This is a genomic window from Methylophaga sp. UBA2012, from assembly GCF_002335235.1.
In the GTDB taxonomy this organism is placed as follows: domain Bacteria; phylum Pseudomonadota; class Gammaproteobacteria; order Nitrosococcales; family Methylophagaceae; genus Methylophaga; species Methylophaga thalassica.
Window position 1 is genome coordinate 111,202 of the sequence record NZ_DDCG01000013.1, and the last position, 21,671, is coordinate 132,872.

The 21,671-nt window shown below is 43.3% G+C and carries 18 protein-coding genes and 1 riboswitch; of the genes, 6 read left to right on the forward strand and 12 right to left on the reverse strand.

Annotated elements, in window-relative coordinates; all coding sequences use genetic code 11:
• Positions 1-9: 9 nt before the first annotated feature.
• Positions 10-1,551, reverse strand: coding sequence for a formate dehydrogenase beta subunit (locus B2248_RS10120; RefSeq protein WP_273182137.1), 1,542 nt, complete (start codon positions 1,549-1,551; stop codon positions 10-12).
• Positions 1,551-2,042 carry a formate dehydrogenase subunit gamma gene (locus B2248_RS10125; RefSeq protein WP_007145665.1) on the reverse strand — a complete coding sequence of 164 codons (492 nt, stop codon included), beginning with the start codon at positions 2,040-2,042 and terminating at the stop codon, positions 1,551-1,553. Before B2248_RS10125 ends, B2248_RS10120 begins: the two co-directional genes overlap by 1 nt.
• 496 nt (positions 2,043-2,538) lie before the next feature.
• Here B2248_RS10125 and dmeF point away from each other — a divergent pair, with 496 nt between their 5' ends.
• The 5 genes from dmeF (at position 2,539) to galU (ending at position 9,265) form a co-directional block, all read left to right on the forward strand.
• Positions 2,539-3,471 (forward strand): CDF family Co(II)/Ni(II) efflux transporter DmeF, encoded by a 933-nt coding sequence (dmeF, locus tag B2248_RS10130; protein ID WP_273182139.1) that lies wholly within the window; start codon positions 2,539-2,541, stop codon positions 3,469-3,471.
• Positions 3,472-3,592: 121 nt separating this feature from the next.
• Positions 3,593-5,365: an HAD-IIB family hydrolase gene (locus tag B2248_RS10135; protein ID WP_273182140.1), complete on the forward strand. Its 1,773-nt coding sequence runs from the start codon at positions 3,593-3,595 to the stop codon at positions 5,363-5,365.
• Positions 5,358-6,581: a glycosyl transferase gene (locus B2248_RS10140; protein WP_273182141.1), complete on the forward strand. Its 1,224-nt coding sequence runs from the start codon at positions 5,358-5,360 to the stop codon at positions 6,579-6,581. Before B2248_RS10135 ends, B2248_RS10140 begins: the two co-directional genes overlap by 8 nt.
• Positions 6,582-6,593: 12 nt before the next feature.
• The gene (locus B2248_RS10145) at positions 6,594-8,348 is read left to right on the forward strand and encodes a sugar phosphorylase (protein WP_273182143.1); all 1,755 of its coding nucleotides are present in this window, start codon (positions 6,594-6,596) and stop codon (positions 8,346-8,348) included.
• Between the two features lie 62 nt (positions 8,349-8,410).
• Positions 8,411-9,265 (forward strand): UTP--glucose-1-phosphate uridylyltransferase GalU, encoded by an 855-nt coding sequence (gene galU, locus B2248_RS10150; protein ID WP_007145670.1) that lies wholly within the window; start codon positions 8,411-8,413, stop codon positions 9,263-9,265.
• Between the two features lie 48 nt (positions 9,266-9,313).
• On the opposite strand, the gene B2248_RS10155 is transcribed toward galU, so the two are convergent.
• Positions 9,314-10,513, reverse strand: coding sequence for a DNA polymerase Y family protein (locus B2248_RS10155; RefSeq protein ID WP_273271029.1), 1,200 nt, complete (start codon positions 10,511-10,513; stop codon positions 9,314-9,316).
• 36 nt (positions 10,514-10,549) lie between these two features.
• Positions 10,550-11,158 carry a transcriptional repressor LexA gene (gene lexA / locus B2248_RS10160; RefSeq protein ID WP_273182147.1) on the reverse strand — a complete coding sequence of 203 codons (609 nt, stop codon included), beginning with the start codon at positions 11,156-11,158 and terminating at the stop codon, positions 10,550-10,552.
• A 308-nt stretch (positions 11,159-11,466) separates the two neighbouring features.
• Between lexA and B2248_RS10165 the strand changes: the two genes are divergently transcribed.
• Positions 11,467-12,999: a SulP family inorganic anion transporter gene (locus B2248_RS10165; protein WP_273182149.1), complete on the forward strand. Its 1,533-nt coding sequence runs from the start codon at positions 11,467-11,469 to the stop codon at positions 12,997-12,999.
• Between the two features lie 473 nt (positions 13,000-13,472).
• On the opposite strand, the gene B2248_RS10170 is transcribed toward B2248_RS10165, so the two are convergent.
• The 8 genes from B2248_RS10170 to pdxJ form a co-directional block, all read right to left on the reverse strand.
• Positions 13,473-14,582 (reverse strand): DNA alkylation repair protein, encoded by a 1,110-nt coding sequence (locus tag B2248_RS10170; protein WP_273182150.1) that lies wholly within the window; start codon positions 14,580-14,582, stop codon positions 13,473-13,475.
• A gap of 53 nt (positions 14,583-14,635) precedes the next feature.
• Positions 14,636-15,241: a VPLPA-CTERM sorting domain-containing protein gene (locus B2248_RS10175; protein WP_273182152.1), complete on the reverse strand. Its 606-nt coding sequence runs from the start codon at positions 15,239-15,241 to the stop codon at positions 14,636-14,638.
• A 17-nt stretch (positions 15,242-15,258) separates the two neighbouring features.
• Positions 15,259-15,336, reverse strand: a riboswitch (cyclic di-GMP riboswitch).
• 226 nt (positions 15,337-15,562) lie between these two features.
• Positions 15,563-16,897 (reverse strand): 23S rRNA (uracil(1939)-C(5))-methyltransferase RlmD, encoded by a 1,335-nt coding sequence (gene rlmD / locus B2248_RS10180; protein ID WP_273182153.1) that lies wholly within the window; start codon positions 16,895-16,897, stop codon positions 15,563-15,565.
• Positions 16,898-16,982: 85 nt separating this feature from the next.
• Complete coding sequence (locus B2248_RS10185) at positions 16,983-17,591, reverse strand: YdbL family protein (protein ID WP_273182155.1); 609 nt, start codon at positions 17,589-17,591, stop codon at positions 16,983-16,985.
• Between the two features lie 10 nt (positions 17,592-17,601).
• Positions 17,602-19,668 carry a hypothetical protein gene (locus tag B2248_RS10190; RefSeq protein WP_286722949.1) on the reverse strand — a complete coding sequence of 689 codons (2,067 nt, stop codon included), beginning with the start codon at positions 19,666-19,668 and terminating at the stop codon, positions 17,602-17,604.
• Positions 19,669-19,670: 2 nt separating this feature from the next.
• Positions 19,671-20,555 carry a cysteine synthase CysM gene (cysM, locus tag B2248_RS10195; RefSeq protein WP_273182160.1) on the reverse strand — a complete coding sequence of 295 codons (885 nt, stop codon included), beginning with the start codon at positions 20,553-20,555 and terminating at the stop codon, positions 19,671-19,673.
• A complete protein-coding gene (gene acpS, locus B2248_RS10200) occupies positions 20,555-20,938 on the reverse strand; it encodes a holo-ACP synthase (RefSeq protein WP_273182161.1) in 384 nt (127 codons plus the stop codon). Before acpS ends, cysM begins: the two co-directional genes overlap by 1 nt.
• Positions 20,935-21,666, reverse strand: a complete 732-nt coding sequence (pdxJ, locus tag B2248_RS10205) for a pyridoxine 5'-phosphate synthase (protein WP_273182164.1) — start codon at positions 21,664-21,666, stop codon at positions 20,935-20,937. The genes acpS and pdxJ overlap by 4 nt, the downstream gene beginning before the upstream one ends.
• Positions 21,667-21,671: the final 5 nt, after the last annotated feature.

The following is a 21,671-nucleotide window of genomic DNA, read 5'->3' on the forward strand; positions in this document are numbered from 1 at the left end:
TCGTCACTCCTAGCGCGTTGCGCTGAGTTCTTCTGGGAAATATTTCATTACGCTCTGCACAGGAAATGGCGTCATGCCACCCATCGCACAAAGCGAGCCGTCTATCATGGTTTCGCACAAGTCTTCGAGTAAGACCCAGTTCGCATTGGCATTTTCGCCGCTGCGAATGCGATCAATGACCTCGACACCCCGTGTGGAGCCAATCCGGCATGGCGTACATTTGCCACAAGACTCGACTTTACAAAATTCCATTGAGAAACGGGCCTGCTGTCCCATATCCACGGTTTCGTCAAACATAACGACCCCGCCATGCCCTAATACGGCGCCAACAGCAGCGAACTCTTCATAGTCAATGAGGGTATCCCATTGGCTTGCGGGTAGATAAGCACCCAGTGGACCACCTACTTGTACAGCTTTCAGAGGTTTGCCCGTCAACGTGCCACCACCAAAGTCTTCCATTAACTCTCGTAAACTAATACCAAAAGCTAACTCGACTAAGCCGCCTTGTTTTACATTACCCGCCAATTGCAATGGTAATGTGCCGCGCGAGCGCCCCATGCCATAGTCCGCATACGACTGACCGCCTTTATCCAAGATATAAGGCACAGCAGCAAACGAAAGCACGTTATTGACAACCGTCGGTTGCCCGAATAAGCCGACAATGGCTGGTAACGGTGGCTTGGCTCTGACTAGACCACGCTTTCCTTCCAGACTGTCTAACAGAGACGTTTCTTCACCGCAGATATAAGCGCCTGCGCCGAGACGCACTTCTAAATCAAAGTGTTTACCCGACCCCAGAATATTTTCCCCCAGATACCCGGCTTTATAGGCACGTTCAATTGCTTCATTCAGAAGTTTATGGGCTACAGGATATTCAGAACGGAGATAGATATAACCTTGTGTTGCATGAACGGCCAATCCAGCGATAGTCATGCCTTCTATCAGCATAAATGGATCGCATTCCATCACCAGGCGATCGGCAAAGGTACCGGAGTCACCTTCATCAGCATTACAGACAATATATTTTTGTTCTGCTGGGGTATCTAAAACGGTTTGCCACTTAATCCCTGTTGGGAAGGCGGCACCACCACGACCACGCAGGCCAGATGTTTTGACTTCATCAACAATATTCTGGGCTTGCATTGCGATGGCATTTTTCAGGCCGTTAAAGCCATCCAAAGCAATATAATCTTCAATTGAAACAGGATCAGTAATACCAGAACGGGCAAATGTCAGTCTTTGTTGTTTTTTGAGGAAGGGATGTTCTTCAACCAGACCAATGCAACTTTCATGTTGTTGATTACCATCCAACATGCCAGCATCAAATAGCGCCGGTACTTGCTGAGCACTGATAGCACCATAACCAACGCGACCTTTTGCTGTCTCGACTTCGACAAGTGGTTCAAGCCAAAGCATGCCACGGCTACCGTTACGGACAATAGTAGCATCCAGGCCACGTTGTTCAATTTCTTGCTGAACCGCTTCTGCTAGTTGATCTGCTCCCAAAGAAAGTGCGGTTGTATCGCAGGGAATATAGATACGCTGACTCATTAGCCGACCTCCTTCATATCTTGCTGATGGGATGCCACTAATTCATCGAAACGATCCAGACTGACCCGGCCATGGATATCGTCATCAATCCTAATAGAAGGGCCAGTAGCGCAGTTACCCAGACAATAAACGGGTTCTAAAGAAAACTGTCTGTTTGCGGTGGTTTGGTGGTAATCAATACCGAGTGCTTGTTTTGCGTGTGCTTCTAGCGATCGGCAACCGACAGCCTGACAGGCTTCTGCACGACATATTTCAATCGTGTGTTTTCCTGGCGGTGTGGTTCTAAAATGATGATAGAAACTGATCACACCGTGAACTTCTGCTCGCGTTTGCAACAAAGACTCAGCAATCTGTGCAACCGCTTTTTCAGGGATGTAACCAATTTCGTTCTGAATTGCATGCAAGATGGGTAACATCGCGCCAGGCTTGTGTTTTAGCCCATCTATAATTAATTGAATAGACTGCTCAGTCCATTCTTTACCAACTGTCATTATATCTCTCTCCGTTATCTGAAATATGCACAATTAGGCATATTTAATTTATCTTATTTTTATTATTGACAAGACATTAGCATAGAGATTGCACGATAAAAATATGCATTTTTAATCATATTTAAAAACTGTGAATCACTATCCATTTTTTATAAAAGTATGACCTTAACAAGCTCATAAAATTTCCTACTCTGGTTCCCAGGCCGAATTAAGTGCAAAGCCATTTATATTTGCACCATCGCTGTGCATAAAATTTATTAACAACTTTCACACCCAACATAAACCTTTGTTTTAAATGGTAAATAAAAACTGGCACAGTTACTGCTAAATATAAATTACAAACAACTTTTCAGCTGCATTTTGTTTGTATTTCTCTCTTGTCTACGTGCTGAGCCTTGGGGTGAACATAAGTTCACCCCTTTTTTTTGTCTCAAATTGTCCCATCAGTTCTGTTAGCATAGCAGTATCATTCATCGGCAATTACTCTCTGAATTCTATGCATCAGCGCACTATTGAAAACCTTCAACAAGATCATGATTTTGTCACGGTAAATCCCCATGCTGAGAAGCGTACCCGATATGTGCTTTTCCTTACTGTGATTACCATGGTTGCAGAAATTATCGCCGGTACGCTATTCGGCTCAATGGCATTGCTTGCTGATGGCTGGCATATGGCTACCCATGTCGTCGCTTTTCTGATTACTTTATTTGCTTATTCTTACGCGGCGAAAAATAAAGCAAATGCAGCCTTTGCTTTTGGTACAGGAAAAGTAAGTGTTCTGGGCGGCTTTGCCAGTGCAATTGCTCTGGGTGTGGTGGCTTTAATGATGTTGCTTGAATCTGTTGAGCGACTGGTGAATCCACATCAAATTGAATTCAGTGCCGCGATTCTTGTCGCTGTGATTGGTCTCGTTGTTAATCTGATCAGTGCCCTATTATTAAAAGATAACCATGCACACAGTCATAATCATGGACATGCTCATTCGCATCACGATCACAATCTGAAAGCCGCCTATATGCATGTATTGGCAGATGCCTTAACCTCAATTCTCGCCATCATTGCCCTTATTGGTGCGATGTATCTTGGCTGGTTATGGTTAGATGCCACAATGGGTATTATCGGCGCAGCCATTATTAGTATCTGGGCCATTGGCCTAATTCGGGAAACAAGCCCAGTCTTACTCGACGGCAGTATTGATAAAAGCTATAGCCAAGCCATCCAGAACTGTATTGAAAGTGATGCTGATAATCGTATTGTTGATTTTCATATTTGGCATGTGAGTGCTAATCATTTTGCTGCCATCATTTCCATTGTGACATCTGAGCCTAAAGCCACGCATCATTACAAGTCACTACTCACTGAATTTGATCGTCTTTCTCACATCACGATTGAAGTCAATCAATGTCACGATAAGTCATGTCGCCATTAAAAATTGATTTATAACAAGTTTTTCAAAGAAAACTCGACCTTCGTTCAATATCTTAAATAGGCGGTACGAATACTGCATTAAGCTACCCATAATCAATTAAAGCCACCTGAGAGATATGGATATGCTGAATATCGACATCAGCGACTTTCTTCAAAAGCATCAATTACCTGATAGTTATCAAACGCTTGCGCGAGACTGGTATCTACCCATAATAGAAGAAATCGCTACGCACCAGAACAGTGCAAAAAGGACGATCACGATTGGTATTAATGGTGCACAAGGTTCAGGAAAAAGTACGCTAGCGCAGTTGGCTGTTTATGTCCTCACTCAGCATTATTCGCTGAGTGTTGTCTCTCTTTCATTAGATGATTTCTATTTTACACGTCAGGAAAGAACACAACTGGGTCAGGGTATCCATCCTCTTTTAGCCACACGCGGTGTGCCAGGAACACACGATATAACACTTGCCAGAAGAACCATTACTCAGCTTATTCATCAGCAATTTCCAGTGAGTATTCCGCGTTTCAATAAAGCAGAAGATGATCGCTTCCCTGTTGAATCTGCAGAAATTATTACTCATCCTATCGATGTCATCGTGCTTGAGGGTTGGTGTTTAGGGGCAGAAGCCCAACATGAATCATCACTCATCCAGCCAGTTAATGATTTGGAAGAAACTGAAGATAAAGATCTGGCATGGCGCCGTTATGTTAACGAGCAGCTAGCACGGTTTTATCCCAAACTGTTTGAGCTGATTGATATCTGGATCATGCTCAAAGCTCCATCATTTGATTGTGTTTTTCAATGGCGGTTGGAGCAAGAAAACAAATTAAAACGAAGTTTGTCAGAGTCTGATAAACAAACACAGATCATGGATGAAAAAGCGGTCGGACGCTTTATTAAATTTTATCAACGTATTACCGAAAATACCCTCAACACGCTGCCTAAGAAAGTGAACTATCTATTTGAACTCGATCAAAACCGTCAGATAACAAAATTAACCAGACCGACTCAATCCACTTTGAATACAGACTTGCCTTGCCAATGGTTAGTCTTCACCGATATGGATGGGAGCCTACTGGATCACCATAACTACCATTTTGATGAAGCCATTCCGACCTTAACAGCACTTGAACAGAACCATATTCCTGTCATCCCTGTGACCAGCAAAACTGCTGCTGAAGTGGAATTAATAAGAGACAGCTTAACTAATCACCACCCTTTTATTATTGAAAATGGTGCTGCAGTTTATATCCCACAAGACTATTTTGAAAAGCAACCCGAAGGCACTGAAAAACGAGGCAAATACTGGGTGAAAAGTTTTGTCCAGCCGCGTAGCTATTGGCAATCGCTCATTAATCAGCTGCGTCCCAAATATCAGAATGACTTTGTTACCTTTGCTGATGCAGGTATCGACGGCATTATTGCCATGACAGGTCTGAATGTTCATGCGGCCGCTTGTGCAGCAAGAAGAGAGTTTGGCGAACCCGTGTCCTGGCATGGCAATGGTAATCTGAAACAACAATTTATTGCTGAACTCAATGCGCTGGGAGCCAATATTCTTGAAGGCGGTCGCTTTCTTCATGTATCTGGGCAATGTGACAAGGGACGGGCCTTAAAATGGTTGACAGATATGTATCAGAACACGATGCCCGAACAAGTTATACAAACTTTAGCGATAGGCGATAGCCAAAATGACAAAGCCATGCTTGAACAGGCTGATCATGCCTTAGTCATCCGCTCACCGGTACATGGTCTACCTGATATCGACAGAACACATAATTTAACGGTGTCCACATTTTTTGGCCCTAAAGGTTGGGCTGAAGGCGTCACTCAAATCATCGATGCAAAGCTGCATTCCGATTCATTTAACTTACCCCGAGGCAATCATGGCTGATTTTCACCAGAATGGGATTATTACCACACTTCATAATCTAACCAATCGTCACCTAGCTGATTTAGAAAGTGATCTTGTACAGTTCAGCAAACAAAGACCAATGGGATTACTTTTGCCCTCTCTTTTCTCAGAGCTTGAAGGCGAGGCCTTACCGCAAATAATTCAACAGCTAAAAACGGTACCCTATTTATCTGAAATTGTGATTGGTCTCGACCGCGCTGATGTCGACCAATATCGCCATGCACTGACCTTCTTTTCTGCCTTGCCACAACACCATCGTATTTTATGGAATGATGGCCCCAGGCTCACCGCAATAGATGAAGAGTTACAATCATTAGGACTGGCACCAAAAGAAAAAGGCAAAGGTCGTAACGTGTGGTATTGCATGGGTTACATCATTGCTTCAGGCAAGACAGAATCTATTGCTCTCCATGATTGTGACATCGTGACTTACACCAGTGATTTACTGGCACGATTGATCTATCCGGTTGCTAACCCAATGTTTAACTATGAATTTTGTAAAGGCTATTACGCCCGCGTTGCCAGTGGCAAACTCAATGGTCGTGTGAATCGTTTATTAGTGACGCCACTTATCCGTGCATTAAAAATGGTGGTGGGTAACCAGCCCTATCTTGAGTACATGGATAGCTTCCGCTACCCATTAGCGGGCGAGTTCTCTTTTAGACGCGATGTATTATCCGATATTCGTATTCCTAGTGACTGGGGGCTGGAAATTGGTGTGTTATCAGAAATGCATCGTAACTATGCCAATAACAGACTGTGTCAGGTCGATGTTGCCCAAGTTTATGATCACAAACATCAGGAATTATCGCCGGATGATCAGCAAGCCGGCTTATCAAAAATGTCGATTGATATTGCTAAATCCCTGTTCAGAAAATTAGCAACGAAAGGCACTGTTTTTACGCCTGAATCATTCCGTACCCTGAAAGCCACCTATTATCGAATCGCACTCGACTTTGTTGAAACCTACCACAATGATGCTGTGATGAATGGGCTGCATTTTGATATTCATCAGGAAGAAGAATCAGTGGAAATGTTCGCTAAAAATATTATGGATGCAGGACAGATGTTCCTGGAAAATCCGATGGAAGTCCCTTTTACTCCGAGTTGGAGCCGCGTTCAGAGCGCTCTTCCAGATATTTTTGAAAGACTGTATGAGGCTGTTGAAGCTGATTATCAGGAATTTTCTGCATAAGGGACACCGAACATGACACCTAATGATGAGCAACTACAGCAATTAAAACAGACAGTTCTCCATCATCTCACCGCAATTTATGCTGATACCTCACCTGAGCTTTCACTCCCAGCTTTATGTGAAGACATCATCAACATTATGCGGTTGAACCAGGACTACAAAGAAAGCGTTTCACACAGAAATAATTGGGATCAAAATGACGTTATCCTGATTACCTACGGCAATAGTATTAAAAAGGAAGGGGAAGCCCCTTTAAAAACGTTACACCGTTTCTTGAATAAAGAAGTCAGTGGCTATATCAATGGTGTGCATATTTTGCCATTTTTCCCCTACTGTTCTGATGATGGCTTTGCGGTAATGGATTATTACGAAGTCAATAAAGCGCTGGGAGACTGGGAGGACATCGAAGCTATCGCCAATGATTATCGTCTCATGGCAGATCTTGTTATCAATCATGGTTCCAGCAGTGGTACGTGGTTTAAGAATTTCATTAAAGGCGATGGACCTGGCCATGACTATTTCTTTACCACATCACCTTCCCCCCCCATCAGTCAGGTTGTGCGGCCACGCACCAGCCCGTTATTACGCGAAACTGAAACACATGATGGGACTCAATATGTCTGGTGTACCTTCAGCCATACTCAAGTCGATTTTGATTTCCGTAATCCTGAAGTTCTGAAGGAATTTATTAATATCGTTCGTTTTTATCTGGATAAAGGCGTTCATATTTTCCGGCTGGATGCTGTCGCTTTTTTATGGAAAAAAATTGGCACCAACTGTCTTAATCTCCCGGAAACCCATGAAGTTGTCCGTTTAATGCGAAGCTTGATCCAGCATGCCGATCCCGATGCTGTCATCATTACTGAAACCAATATTCCTAATCGGGAAAACCTGAGTTATTTTGGTAATGCCAACGAAGCACACTGTATCTATAATTTTTCATTACCGCCGTTACTGGTAAACACTCTCGTCACGGGCGATTGTTTTTATTTAAAACAATGGTTGATGAGCATGCCGCCAGCACAACATGGCACGGCCTACTTTAATTTTATTGCTTCACATGATGGTATTGGCCTCAGACCAGCTGAAGGATTACTCAGCGAAGCAGAAATTGCCTCATTAATCAGTACTATGCAGCAATTCGGTGGTCGCATATCCTGGCGTGAGGGTGAGAATGGCGTTAAAAAACCTTATGAAATCAATATTTCATTATTTGACGCGCTGCAAGGAACGACTTCAGGCAAAGATGAGTGGAATATAGACCGTTTTATTTGCGCACATGCCATCATGTTGGCCTTAGAAGGAATTCCCGGCATTTATATTCATAGTTTACTTGCCACCAGCAATGATGTTCACAAGTTAGAACAAACCGAACAAAACCGTTCTATCAATCGCCATGAATGGGATGAAGAGGCCCTGATGGCAGAACTGAGTACACCAACATCGCAACATGCTCAGGTATCGGGTTTACTCAAAAAGCTCATTCATTTAAGAAAACAACAACGGGCTTTTCATCCTAATGCCACTCAGTTTACACTGCACCTTGGTGAAAAACTGTTCGGTTTCTGGCGACAAAGTATGGACAGAAGACAAAGCATCTTCTGCATATATAACATTACAGATACCGAACAACCACTGCGTATCGCAAACTTAAACTTAGTTGTCACGGATCGATGGTGGGACCTGATTAGCGGTGTTATTCTAGATGGTTCATCTGACGTTATTACAGTTGCGCCATACCAAGTATTATGGATTACCAACGGCTAAGGTATTGTCATCAGACTTTCATACCTATCAGCTAAGCTATATAAAAAAATAAGGAACAATGAATGCAACCAGTTAAAAAAATTCGTAAATGTCTATTCCCTGTAGCAGGTTATGGCACACGATTCCTGCCGGCGACTAAAGCCATGCCCAAAGAAATGCTTCCTGTTGTTAACAAACCCTTAATTCAATATGGTGTTGAAGAAGCCATTGAAGCAGGTATCAATCAAGTTGGGTTTATTACAGGCCGGGGCAAACGCGCCATTGCTGATCACTTCGATACCAGTTATGAATTAGAGCATCAGATTCGCGGTACTAGTAAAGAAAAGCATCTCGAAGACATCCGTGCGGTCATGGATACCTGTGACTTTATCTTCATGAGACAACGCGAAATGTTAGGTCTTGGTCACGCCATCCTGACAGGACAACCTATTATTGGTGATGAACCGTTTGCTGTTATTTTAGCTGATGACCTTTGCGCACGAACTGATGAAAACGTATCCAAACGTGCCCTAGGTCAGCTGGTTGAACTCTATGAAAAATATAACTGCAGTGTTATCGCCATTGAAGAAGTCCCCGGTGACAATATTAGTAGTTATGGTGTGATATCCGGTCGTGAAATCGAAGACGGCGTTTATGAAGTCGATGACATGGTGGAAAAACCAAAACCAGAAGATGCCCCAAGTCAGCTGGGTATTATTGGTCGTTATGTGTTAACACCAGATATTTTCGAATACATTGAAAAAACGCCGCCGGGTGCTAACGGTGAAGTCCAAATCACCGATGCTATACGCACACTAGCCAAAGAAAAGCGTGTCTTGGCACTGAAATTTAAAGGTCATCGTTTCGACTGCGGTAGTATTGACGGCTTTGTTGAGGCCACCAATTATTACTATCAGCGTGATCATGTGAAAAAATAAGTCGTATTATTAAGTTTGAAAAAAAGCCGGCCCTGTTGCCGGCTTTTTTTATATGGTCTTTCGGTGACCTTTGGGTTTCCATGCCGGGGCAATCACGTTGGGCATGGTGGATTTTTGTAATAATCTGGCCGGTGCCAAAGTCAGCTCGCCATAACGATAATTCACTTTATCTACCGTCTGATTAAGATGTTCTCTTTGCAGATCGGGCTGTGCAAATAAGTCCAGTTGCTTCCCTTGCCGAGGAGATAATGCTGTCACCTGTACTTGCCACACACCTTGCCCCGCCCAGTAAAAATCAACAAAGGCTTTACATAGCTGGTAAATCACTTGTCCATCATCAGTGTAGACACCGGCATGTGCTTTTGTTTTAAGCCAGCCTCTCTCCGTTTTTAAACCAATAAAAAAGCTCTCCGCCTGATAACAAAAACAACGCATCCTGGCCGCGACTTTTTCAGCCATGTGTTGTAAATAGGTCAATATGATATTTTTTTGAGCCGTTTTAGGTGGCAAAACCTTTCCATGACCGATGCTCTTGGGTGCTTTAACATTAAAATGTAAAGGCTCCGGATCCAGTCCCTGCGCCATTAGCCATATTCGCCGGCCTAAATGACCAAAGCGTTTCGCCAGTAAACTCATTGGTATTTTTTTCATATCGCCACAGCGCTCTACACCGTAATGTCTCAGAAAGCGGCCAATGCCTTTATTAATACCACTCAGTGCAGTCACCACTTCTGATGCCAACACTTCAGCAGCTAAGTCTGGATGAATCACCTTTAGTCCGTCAGGTTTAGCTTTTTTAGCAGCGAATTTGGCTGTGGTTTTATCCCCACTAATCCCTATCGAACAACGTAAACCAGACACTTGCCAGACTCTTTTTTTAATCAAATATCCAATATCTGTCGCTCCACGATATAAGCTTTGGCAACGACTTAAATCGAGAAACGCTTCATCCACACTGAACACTTCCACATCAGGGGTAATGTCAATGAGCCCTTCCATAATCCGGGTTGATAACTCAGCATAACGATAAGGACGTGAAGGTGCATGAATAAGGCCAGGACATAACTGCCTAGCCTGTTTCAGACGCATACCTGTATGCACACCAAACGCTCTGGCTTCGTATGAACAAGTGATGATAGTCGTTCCCTGTGTACCATTAGTGACTGCAACAGGTTTCTGAAACCAATGCTGGTTATCCATTTGCTCAATCTGAGCAAAAAAACAATCCATATCAATTAAGGCGATCATCCTTGACCACGGTGCAGATGAATCAAAGGTCATTAATTAAGGGTAGGTTCGCAACTGTCCAACCACAACACCTTGTACCCTGACCCGGCTGGCCGGCAAGGTAACAGGTTCATAATTCACATTAGCAGGCATTAATGTGACGGTGCCATCGTTGTTGATCAATAAGGTTTTTAATGTCGCATCAAAGCCATCAACTAAGGCCACAACTATATCGCCATGACGGGCTGTCGGCTGTGATTGCACCACCACATAATCACCCGACATAATGGCCTTATCAATCATCGAGTCACCGTTGACCTTCAGAACAAAGCGGCCTTTCCCAGTAAACATATCGCTCAAGTCAATTTCAGACTCATCTGCGACAGCTTCAATTAAACGACCGGCAGCAATTTTGCCTTTTACTGGCAAAGTGACCGCTGCCTGGGGAGCGGGATCAGGCTGATCCGTTAAATGCAGGCCTCGCGTTCTTCCAACATGCCTTTCCAGCAGTCCGGCATCCACTAATGCCTGAATATAACGGTGAGTGGTGCCTTGAGACTTAATCCCTAAGCCTTTGGCAATCTCAGAAACTAACGGTGAACGTCCCTGTTCATCAATATAATGACGAATAAAATCCAAAGTATCTTGTTCACGTTCAGTCAGCATCATCTCTTCCTTTTAGAGAAAATATTGAGAAGAGAAAATATAGAGAATTTATTCCGTTTGAGCAAGCATTATTTTTCACCATTTACTCGCTAACAAGAAGCACTTATATCTTTGTTATTAAAGGAGTAAGTTTAACCAAAAACTAGACTTAAGCTGACGCTTCGGCGATAATTGCTGCCTTTTTCAAGCCTTTCCTCACCGAAGGCTTACCTCTCATGACTCAGTCAAAATCAAAATAAATAACGTCTAACACCTGTGATGCATGGTGTGTATGAGTCATAGCTCAGTTTGGTTTATAAAGGGATTCTATGTTTAATCTGTTACTAAAACGTCCACAGAACATAAAAAATGATGTGCTGTCCGGTCTCACTGTTGCTTTAGCCCTGGTACCAGAAGCCGTTGCTTTTGCTTTTGTCGCAGGTGTTGAACCATTAGTCGGATTATATGCCGCGTTTCTTGTGGGTTTAATTACAGCCGCTATTGGTGGCCGTCCTGGCATGATTTCAGGTGCAACAGGCGCTTTAGCTGTTGTGATGGTGGCGTTAGTTGCCCAGCATGGCGTTGAATATTTGTTTGCTACCGTGATTTTAATGGGCGTTTTACAAATCCTGGCAGGTATATTCCGGCTCGGGAAATTTATTCGTATCGTACCATTACCGGTCATGCTCGGATTTGTAAACGGACTGGCCATGGTAATTTTCCTGGCCCAGCTCAAATCATTCAAAGTCACAGGCGACAATGGTGAAGAACAATGGTTGTCTGGTGAGCCGCTATGGTGGATGTTAGGTCTGGTCGCTTTAACAATGGCAATCAGCTATTTCTTACCCAAACTGACCAAAGCCTTCCCCTCATCTTTAGCTGCTATTATTGTTGTCACGTTGGTGGCGATTGGTCTGCATCTTGATATTCGTAATGTAGGTGATATTGCTTCTATTGCCGGCGGCCTTCCAGAGTTCAGTATTCCGATGGTCCCCTTCAACTTGGAAACATTACTGATTATCGCGCCCTACTCCTTTATCTTAGCGTTTATTGGTTTAACAGAGTCCTTACTAACCCTCACTCTCATTGATGAAATCACAGAAACGACTGGCCGCCCCAATAAAGAATGTATCGGCCAAGGTGTGGCGAATACAGTCACAGGCTTTTTTGGTGGTATGGGCGGCTGTGCGATGATTGGTCAAAGTATGATCAATATAAACTCCGGCGGTCGTGGTCGATTATCCGGTATCTCTGCTGCGCTGTTTTTGCTGTGCTTTATTCTGTTTGCATCGCCACTTATCGAAATCATTCCGATTGCGGCTTTAACAGGCGTCATGTTTATGGTGGTATTAGGTACGTTCGAATGGGCCAGTTTCCGTTTGCTTGGACGTATCCCATTACCTGATGCCATTATCGGTATTTCCGTCGCCGTTATTACCGTCTTTACTGATCTGGCTATCGCGGTAATTACAGGCATTATCATGTCGGCGCTGGTATTTGCATGGCAACACGCCAAACACATTTATCTGAAAAGTTATAAAAATGAACAAGGTTCTATCGTTCATGAATTGAACGGGCCATTATTCTTTAGCTCAGTCCGTAACTTCAATGACTTATTTGATCCGAAAAATGATGATGCTGACGACATCATTCTTGATTTCAAAAACTCGCGCGTTTACGACCATTCAGCCATTGAAGCGATCGACTCACTGGCAGAACGCTATATCAAAGCTGGAAAGACGCTGCATTTAAGACATTTAAGTGAAGAGTGTAAACAATTACTCAACAATGCAGCTGATCTGATTGAAGTGAATGTGATGGAAGATCCGCACTATCATATTGCTGATGATAAGCTGGCATAAAAGTGAAATAACTGCTATCTTAAGCCCATAATAATAAGCTAGAAATTGTATAACCTATTGAACTACGAGAAAAAAACATGTTAAAAAAAATTGATAAACTGCTGATAGAAAAATTTCCACATATTATTCTTGGCTTTACTGTTTTTTGGTTGTCACTGATTGCTTTCGGCCTATATAACAACTAAGCCGATCAGCGGTATCGTTAAAAAGCCAGTCATCGACTGGCTTTTTTTATGTCCAAATTTATTTCCATTCGACAACTTATTCATTTTTGATCTAGGTCAATGCCTAATATCTGTGCCAGGCGAATAATAGCCTCACGCTGTTTTCAAACAGCATAATATTCTCAGTGAGGAGACGATAATGGAAAAAATTGAACACTATATTCATGATAACTTTGCCGCATTAATCTGTGTGATGTCAGTTGCTTGGCTTGCCTTGGTTGCCTATGGCCTTATCATGTCTTAATGCCTTTAAGGTATAAGCAACTCAAAACTCGCCCGGGCAATACACTGGCCATTCAATAGGCACTCAACCTCGTGTATGCCCGGGTAATATTTTCTGGTCGATATCTTCTGTAAAGTATGTCGCTTTTGTATTTGGACATATTCGCCTTCTGCTAAATGTATATTTTTCCATTTAAAGACTTTTTCTCTCGTCATTTTTCCAGCAGCACCGACAAAACGTATCCGGTAGTCTAGTACTACATATTGCGTCTGCTTGCTTCGTAAACCAAAATCAAGCATTAGCGTCTGCCCCAATAATAATCGGCTATGGGAAAGGCAAAGTAATGGCTGTTCAATATCCACCGACTGACTAAAACCTAACAGCGGATAAACATCAGCATGTCCCTGTTTAACCAAACTCCGTAAACCATGGCGAATCACCCAGTTTGTGTTCTGCGACGCTGCTTTGTCCCATTTTGAACAAATATCAATCACCGTTTGTGGATGATCCTTACTAATGTCATTGATGTTATTAGCAACGGAACGCCTGACATAAAGACTGGGATCCTCTTTTAACTTCTCAAGAATCGGCCATATAGGTGTTGAATCATCACGTAAATCAGTTAATTGTGGTGCCCAGGGTAAACGTGGCCGAATGCCTTCAGAGGCTAATCGCCTGATATGTTCATTCTCATGCTCAGCCCACTTCAACATCTGTGCATAGGTTTCTTCAAAATGCGCCAACAGAAAAAACCGAATGGCAAATTCGCCGGTAAATAATGGAGTTAATTTTTCTAATGCAGCAAAAGAAACATCGAGGTGGTCGATGCCATATAAAGCAACATAGTCAATTAATGGCCAGGCTAAATAATGTGCCCAACCAGAAAACTGTTCTTCTCTTAGGTATTCAGCCGCCTGTAACAGAATAGCAATCGCATCAACATAATCATCAGGCAGGTAGACATGCAAACTCCTAGCAAGGTAGTCTGCACGTGCTTTGAGCTCTAACTCATCCAGTTTAAGTGATGCTGTCTCAATAAAATCAGTCATAGCAAAGTCTGGCCACACTGAATGAATCAGTGAGCCTAGCTCATGAACTGCAGCAGCATTGAGTTTATTTTTGAGTTGTTCAGCCATAAAAAAAGCCGCGATGGAATCGCGGCTTTTATCATACGGTATTCTGTCTTAGCTTAGGCAGTTTTTTTACGTCTGCGCATCGCTGTAAAGCCCATAAGACCAGAACCAAATAACCATAATGCAGCAGGTACTGGCACTTCGCTAACAGGTGGGCAATATTCGCCATTGACTGTTAATTCAGCCCAAAAAACATCTTCTTTTATTTTATCAAAAATAGCTTTGAAGGTGATACCAGCAAGCACTTCGTCAAATAAGTTTGAACTTAGTTCAAACACATCAACACCGCCATCTAACTTACCAATGTATGTCAGATATGGAAAATGATTATCCAGTGTCCATAAACCATCAGAGAACCATGAACCGTTAGCATTCGATTTAACCGATAAAGTAGCCGAAGTAATTTCTAAAGTCGGCTCATTAATGGCTTCAAAGCTCATATACGCCTCTGAAGAGTCCCATAAAGTTCCCCAGTAATCATGATCTTCATTAGTTACTTTAGCGTTTAATGTCGTTGAATAAGCTTGAGGGTTGTCGCATGTTGAACCATCATCGCCACAACCACCATGATGATGACCACCATGATAAAATGTTGCTGAAGCAACACTTGAAAAACCTAGCAACATAGCAGCTACTAACATAGCTGATTTGTAAAATTTCATAGAATTATCCTTATTTACTATGCAACCCGGCCATCTTTAAAAAAGATCCGTGGCTTTCCGTCACATGGCTCACACCAAGGTTGGCTTAACTATTCGATATGCAATCACTACCTGCAGAGTACATATTAGTGATTCGTCATTAGCTGAACAATTGTACTTTGGTACTAAAAAGCAAAATAAATCAGCCTCCTACAGTTTCCTTTATCCAATAACATTATTGCCATTTGATAAATAAGCCTCAGGAATTATTCCTAGGCAATTGCATAATATGAGGATGTCTATGTAGCAACAATTGTACTTTGGTACAGTTTTTAATCTTTTTTAACGTTTCTTTACAAATACAGCAATAGACTCGACATGTGTTGTATGAGGAAACATATCCATAATGCCTGCTGATTCCATAATATAGCCATGCTGATTCACTAGCTCACCAGCATCACGTGCCAATGTCGTCGGATTACAAGACACATACACCAAACGCTCAGCCCCTAATGCAGCAAGTTGATGTAAAACTTCAAACGCCCCACTTCTGGGCGGATCGAGCAGAATTTTATTAAAGCCTTTTTCAGCCCAAGGATAATCTTTGAGCTCAGTTTGTGTCAGATCAGCCAGTTCAAACTCAGCATTCTTTAAGCCATTAAGTTGTGCATTATTTTTAGCGTGTTGCACCAGAGCCGCATCACCTTCGACGCCAACCACTTCATTAACACGTCTGGCTAAAGGTAAGGTGAAGTTACCTAAACCACAGAATAGATCTAGAATACGATCATCAGCTTGTACATCCAGTAAGTTCATGGCTCGCTGGATCATTTTTTCATTAATACCGGCATTCACCTGAGTGAAGTCGCTCGGATCAAACTGTAAGTTCAACCCTGCTTCCGGCGCGTAACTGAGCTGAGCTGATTCAGGCCATAATAAGGACACGGTATCCGGCCCCCCCGGTTGCTGATAGATCCATAAATTATTGCTTTGACCAAAGCTAATCAGTGCCTGTTTATCCGTCTCAGATAATGCATCAAGATTACGAAAAACTAACGCCACATGCTCATCATCCATCGCCACTTCAATCTGAGCAATGCGGTTATAGGCTTCAAGCCCAGCAATTAATGAAGCTAAATCCGTTAAACGATGACCCACGCGTGGATCTAAGACCTCACATTGCTCTAGCATGGCAATATAGGGTGAAGACTTTTCTCTGAAACCGACCAGAACCTGTTCTTTTTTCGCAACATACTTCACGCCTAAACGTGCTTTACGACGATATCCCCATAATGGACCTGTTAAAGGTTCTAACCATTGTTCAGGGCTTAAGTTACCAAAGTGAGTGAAGTGTTCAGCCAATGTGGCTTGTTTATGAGCCAACTGCGCTTCAGGTGACATATGCATCAAACTGCAGCCACCACAAATACTAAAATGCTGACATTTCGCTGCTACCCGATCATCAGCTGCAGACAGCACCTCTACCGTACGAGCCTCATCATATTTTTTATGAACCCGACTATATTGAAAGTTCACTTTTTCTCCGGCTAAGGCGCCATCCACAAAAACGGTTTTACCTTCAATTCGAGCGATGCCTCTACCATCGTGTGATAACGACTCAATCTCTGCTGTAACGGGTTCTTGCGGTATTCTTTGTCTGCGGCTACGTCTTGCCATCTTTTATCTCTTATCTCTGAAAAATAAAAAATCCAGTGACGCTTTCACGCCACTGGACGTCATTATTATAATCAATCTGCTATATTTATTTTTGTTTCCAGCTACCACCTTGCTGATACCACCAGCCATTAGCAGCATTACTAATCCAACGTTGTGCAAAGGTTTGTTGGATATCATCCTGCCATTCCGGATGCCCGTTTGCTCTGGCGATTTCAGCATAGAGCGCTTTACGATCATTATTTTCGGCGGCAATCAGACTATTTAACTGGTTACGGTCTTTTAACGGTACAGACTTGGCATCACGTAGAGTAATAAAGCCATCATCAGTTAACCCTATCGCACCACTATTATAGAAAGGCTTCAGGCTTTCATGGCGTGTTTTCATATTCGACTGTAATGCATTGATAGCGGGTGAATTGATATTAATATCCGCACCTGCCGCTTCAGCCTGCGGTACCATCCAGTTCAACACAGACATAGCCAGTGGCAGCCTGGAGTCTGATGTTGACGATTGTTTATCCTGCTTGTCAGGTTCAGCCGTATCTGCAGGTTGTGTTTCTGGGCCCCACACATCTTCAATAATTCTGTCTGCTGCTTTTTCAGCCGCTGCCGCTGGAAAATAGATATTAATGGTGACACATGAAACCAACATTAATCCCGACACCGTGCCCGTTAACCACTTCATTAAATGCATAAACCTCTCCTTACTCAATAATGGGTCCAGAACTATTTTGTACCGCTTTGATACGTTCTAATAAATCAGCCCAGTCCACTCTACGCGTATAGCCAATCACATCAATCCATGGTGGTAAACCGCCCCCACCTTTGACAATATAGTACCCCTGATCAGCATCTTCGATGCCAGCCATTTCACAAACATCATTCCGTAAATGACATGACAGTCCTAAACGTTTATAAGAAAAGTCATCAAAAAAACGTAAAAAACTTCTCGAAATCATCCCTGTCGCGCCACCACCGACCTGCGTTAAATTATCCACGGCACGCTGACTGATAATGCGTTTTCCCGGATTATCTTTAGAGGTCGCCAACTTGGCATCAAACTGCACAGGTTGCCAGTTAGACAAACGCAAGTTATAGATTTCTCCAGTAACACGTCCGGTAATCTTGCCGACATCAAAGGTCTTGGTTAACAGGGCTAAATCCAAATCGTTCATATCAATATTGGCATACAGTTGTGGCAATACACCTAAAGGATCGGTTAAACGTAAATCACGAATAACTGTTGTGCCATCAAAGACTTTGACCTGTAACGCACCATCAATGGTGAGTTTATGTGATTGATAACGCACATGAGGAATCACGCCGGATAACTTACCGTGCATTGTTGGCCACTCCAGTGCCTCAGTTAAACTTTCCATGGATATCGGTAACAATAAACCATCAAATGACCAGGTTATCTGCTTATCTTCTTGCTGCTGCAAACTCAATTGATTAATTTGCAGTTCACCATCCAAAACAGGAATGCTGGTTTCCTCAACTAATTTAAAGCCATTTTTAACGGTTTGTGCATGCAACTGACCCGCACCAATGTCAATGGCATAAAGCTTGGCTTGCTGCCAGGATAAATGACCATCCAAAGGTGTTTCTTTATTGGTCCAGACCAGCTCGCCATTTAAATTCTCAGCATTGTAGCGTTGCTGGCTATCCGTAACATTTACCTTATCCAGTGTAGCTGTGAGCTGATACTGCTTATCAGACCAACTGAGCGATGATGAGACCTGACCTGATACCTGTAAATTGGCAGCCGCGGTACCCACCATAAAAGGTTTTACCCATGTTGGATAAAATGACGATAGCGTGCTTATGGTGACATCCGCTTCCACTTTCGTCGGCACGTTATCTGTGACCTCAGCGAGAGCCTCTAAGCTGAACTGTTCTGACTGACTTAACTTAATATCCGCCAAAGTCCAGTGATTTTTCTGGGTTTCAAATTTGCCTTGTACACTCAGTGTGATAGGAGAAACCGATAAATCAACAAACACGGGATCGCTGTAGGCCTGACCAGCAGTCAACGAAGATGAAACAACAAAGTCCCAAGTATCATCCGAATTATCTAAGGACACTTCTCCCTGCATCGCGATATTTTCAGCCACCTGGCTTGCTGTCGCATTACTAAAACCCAAGTCAGTGAATTGCCATTTTGCGATGCCAGACACTATTCCCAGTGTGTTTCCATCAAGGCGTGCTTGAACAGATACTTGCCCTTGTGGCTGCCAGTCATTGATAGCATCAAGGTAATGTTTATCCAGGAACTGAGGTAGCCATTTCTGTAATGCTGACAATGAAATATTCTGAGCATCAATATCCGCATTCCAATGCTGCTCAGCAAGGTTAACAACAAGATTTATCGTACCACCATCTAATTTCAGATTTTGTAGCTGCAGATCATAGTGTTCGTCTTCTGTATTAGCATCAATACTAAATTGAACGCGTTGCTGACCTAACTCAGCTTGTGAAAACTGTAAGGTGCCTGACTGACAGCTAAAGCCCTCTTCTAGCCAGGCTGCTTTGGCACACTCGAATGTGACATTGTGTAATTGATTCAGCGGGGCCGGTAAAGTGACTTGGGCAGCCTGCCCTGAAAGTTTCAGGCCTTCAGAGGTGAACCGGACAGCGGTTTTCAGATCTTTTGCATCAAATTTTTCTGCCCAGCTATGATCAATATTAATTTGAATCGTATTAATAGCCAATACAGGCAATGACCATATACATAGCCAGAGGAATACTGACTTTAGCGTCAGATATTTCATTATCAGGCAGGGAAAACGCCTGTTGAGATATAACGGTCGCCGCGATCACAGACAATACTGACAATCACCGCATTCTCTACCTGTTCAGAAACTTTCATTGCGGCGGCAAGTGCACCACCTGATGATACACCAGCAAAAATCCCTTCTTCAGCCGCCAGACGACGCATCATGGTTTCAGCTTCATCTTGAGTGACATCTAATGTCATATCAACACGTTCTGGTTCAAAAATCTCAGGTAAATAAGCCTGAGGCCAACGACGAATACCGGGAATATTAGCGCCTTCTGCGGGCTGTACTCCAACCACCTGAATCGCTGGATTTTGCTCTTTTAAATATCGCGATGTGCCCATGATGGTACCCGTGGTTCCCATTGAACTAACAAAGTGGGTAATTTCACCATGTGTATCAGCCCAGATTTCTGGACCCGTTGTTTCATAATGGGCCAGAGGATTATCAAAGTTACCAAACTGATTTAGCACCTTGCCTTTGCCTTCTTTTTGCATCTGTAGCGCTAAATCTCTGGCGGATTCCATCCCATCGGTCAGAATCAGTTCAGCACCATAGGCTTTCATGGAAGCACGACGCTCAGCGCTACTGTTTTCCGGCATAATCAGAATCATCCGGTAACCCAAAATAGCCGTGACCATCGCTAATGCAATACCGGTATTACCGCTGGTTGCTTCAATTAAAGTATCACCCGGCGTGATATCACCACGGAGCTGAGCTTGCTGAATCATACTGACCACAGGTCTATCTTTGACTGAACCGGCGGGATTATTCCCTTCCAGCTTGACCAGAATGGTATTGCTGGTATGACCAGGAATACGTTGTAATCTGACTAAAGGTGTGTGGCCGATAAAGGCTTCAATGGTCGGGTAAGATTTCATCAATTGGCTTCCATTAAAACGACATAAGCAATCGCGTATTCATGATCATCACTCAGGCTTAACATGGCCTTATCAATATGCATTTTCTGTTTCAGCTCAAGTCCTACTCTCTCAAACTGTAATTCTGGTTTGCCAAGGGGATCATTTTTGACACTGATATGGCGTAGACTCAAACCATCCCGAAAACCTGTTCCCATAGCTTTAGCTGCCGCTTCTTTTGCTGCAAAACGTTTTGCTAAAAAATTAGCCGGTTTGAGCTGTAATTTGAACTCACTGAACTCAGCATCACTGAGTATTCTCTCAGCAAATTTATCACCATGTTTATCGAGTAAGGCCTGCATTCGGGGAATATGAACCAGATCCGTACCAATGCCGATAATCATCTGCGGCGTGCATCCTGCATCAATTGTTTCATCTCACGCACGGCTGCCTGAAACCCAGTAAAAACTGAGCGAGCTACAATGGCATGACCGATGTTTAATTCCACCAGTTCAGGTATTGCCGCGATTTTCTGTGTATTGTGATAATGCAAACCATGTCCGGCATTCACCTGTAATCCTCTTTCATGAGCTTGTTTCGCCGCTTGTGCAATAATCGCCAGCTCATGCTCGGCTTCTGCATCCGTTTCTGCATCAGCATAACGGCCTGTATGTAATTCCACCACAGGCACACCACAGGCAATAGCGGCTTCGATTTGAGCCAGATCAGGATCAATAAATAACGAAACACGCACATTTGCCTCTGCCAGACGCTGACAAGCCTGCTGCATGCGAGATAATTGCCCCGCTACATCCAACCCACCCTCGGTAGTCAGTTCTTCACGTTTTTCGGGTACCAGACAGCAATCTGCCGGACGATATTTTTCGGCCATCGCCAGCATCTCTTCCGTTACCGCCATTTCCAGATTCATTTTTGTCTGCAGGATATCGCTTAACATCGCCACATCGCGTTCCTGAATATGTCGACGATCTTCACGTAAGTGCAAAGTAATACTGTCAGCCCCTGCTTGTTCCGCTTCAATCGCCGCCTGAATAGGATCTGGATAGCGCGTACCACGGGCCTGACGTAATGTGGCGATATGATCGATGTTGACACCTAGATAAATAGACATGAATC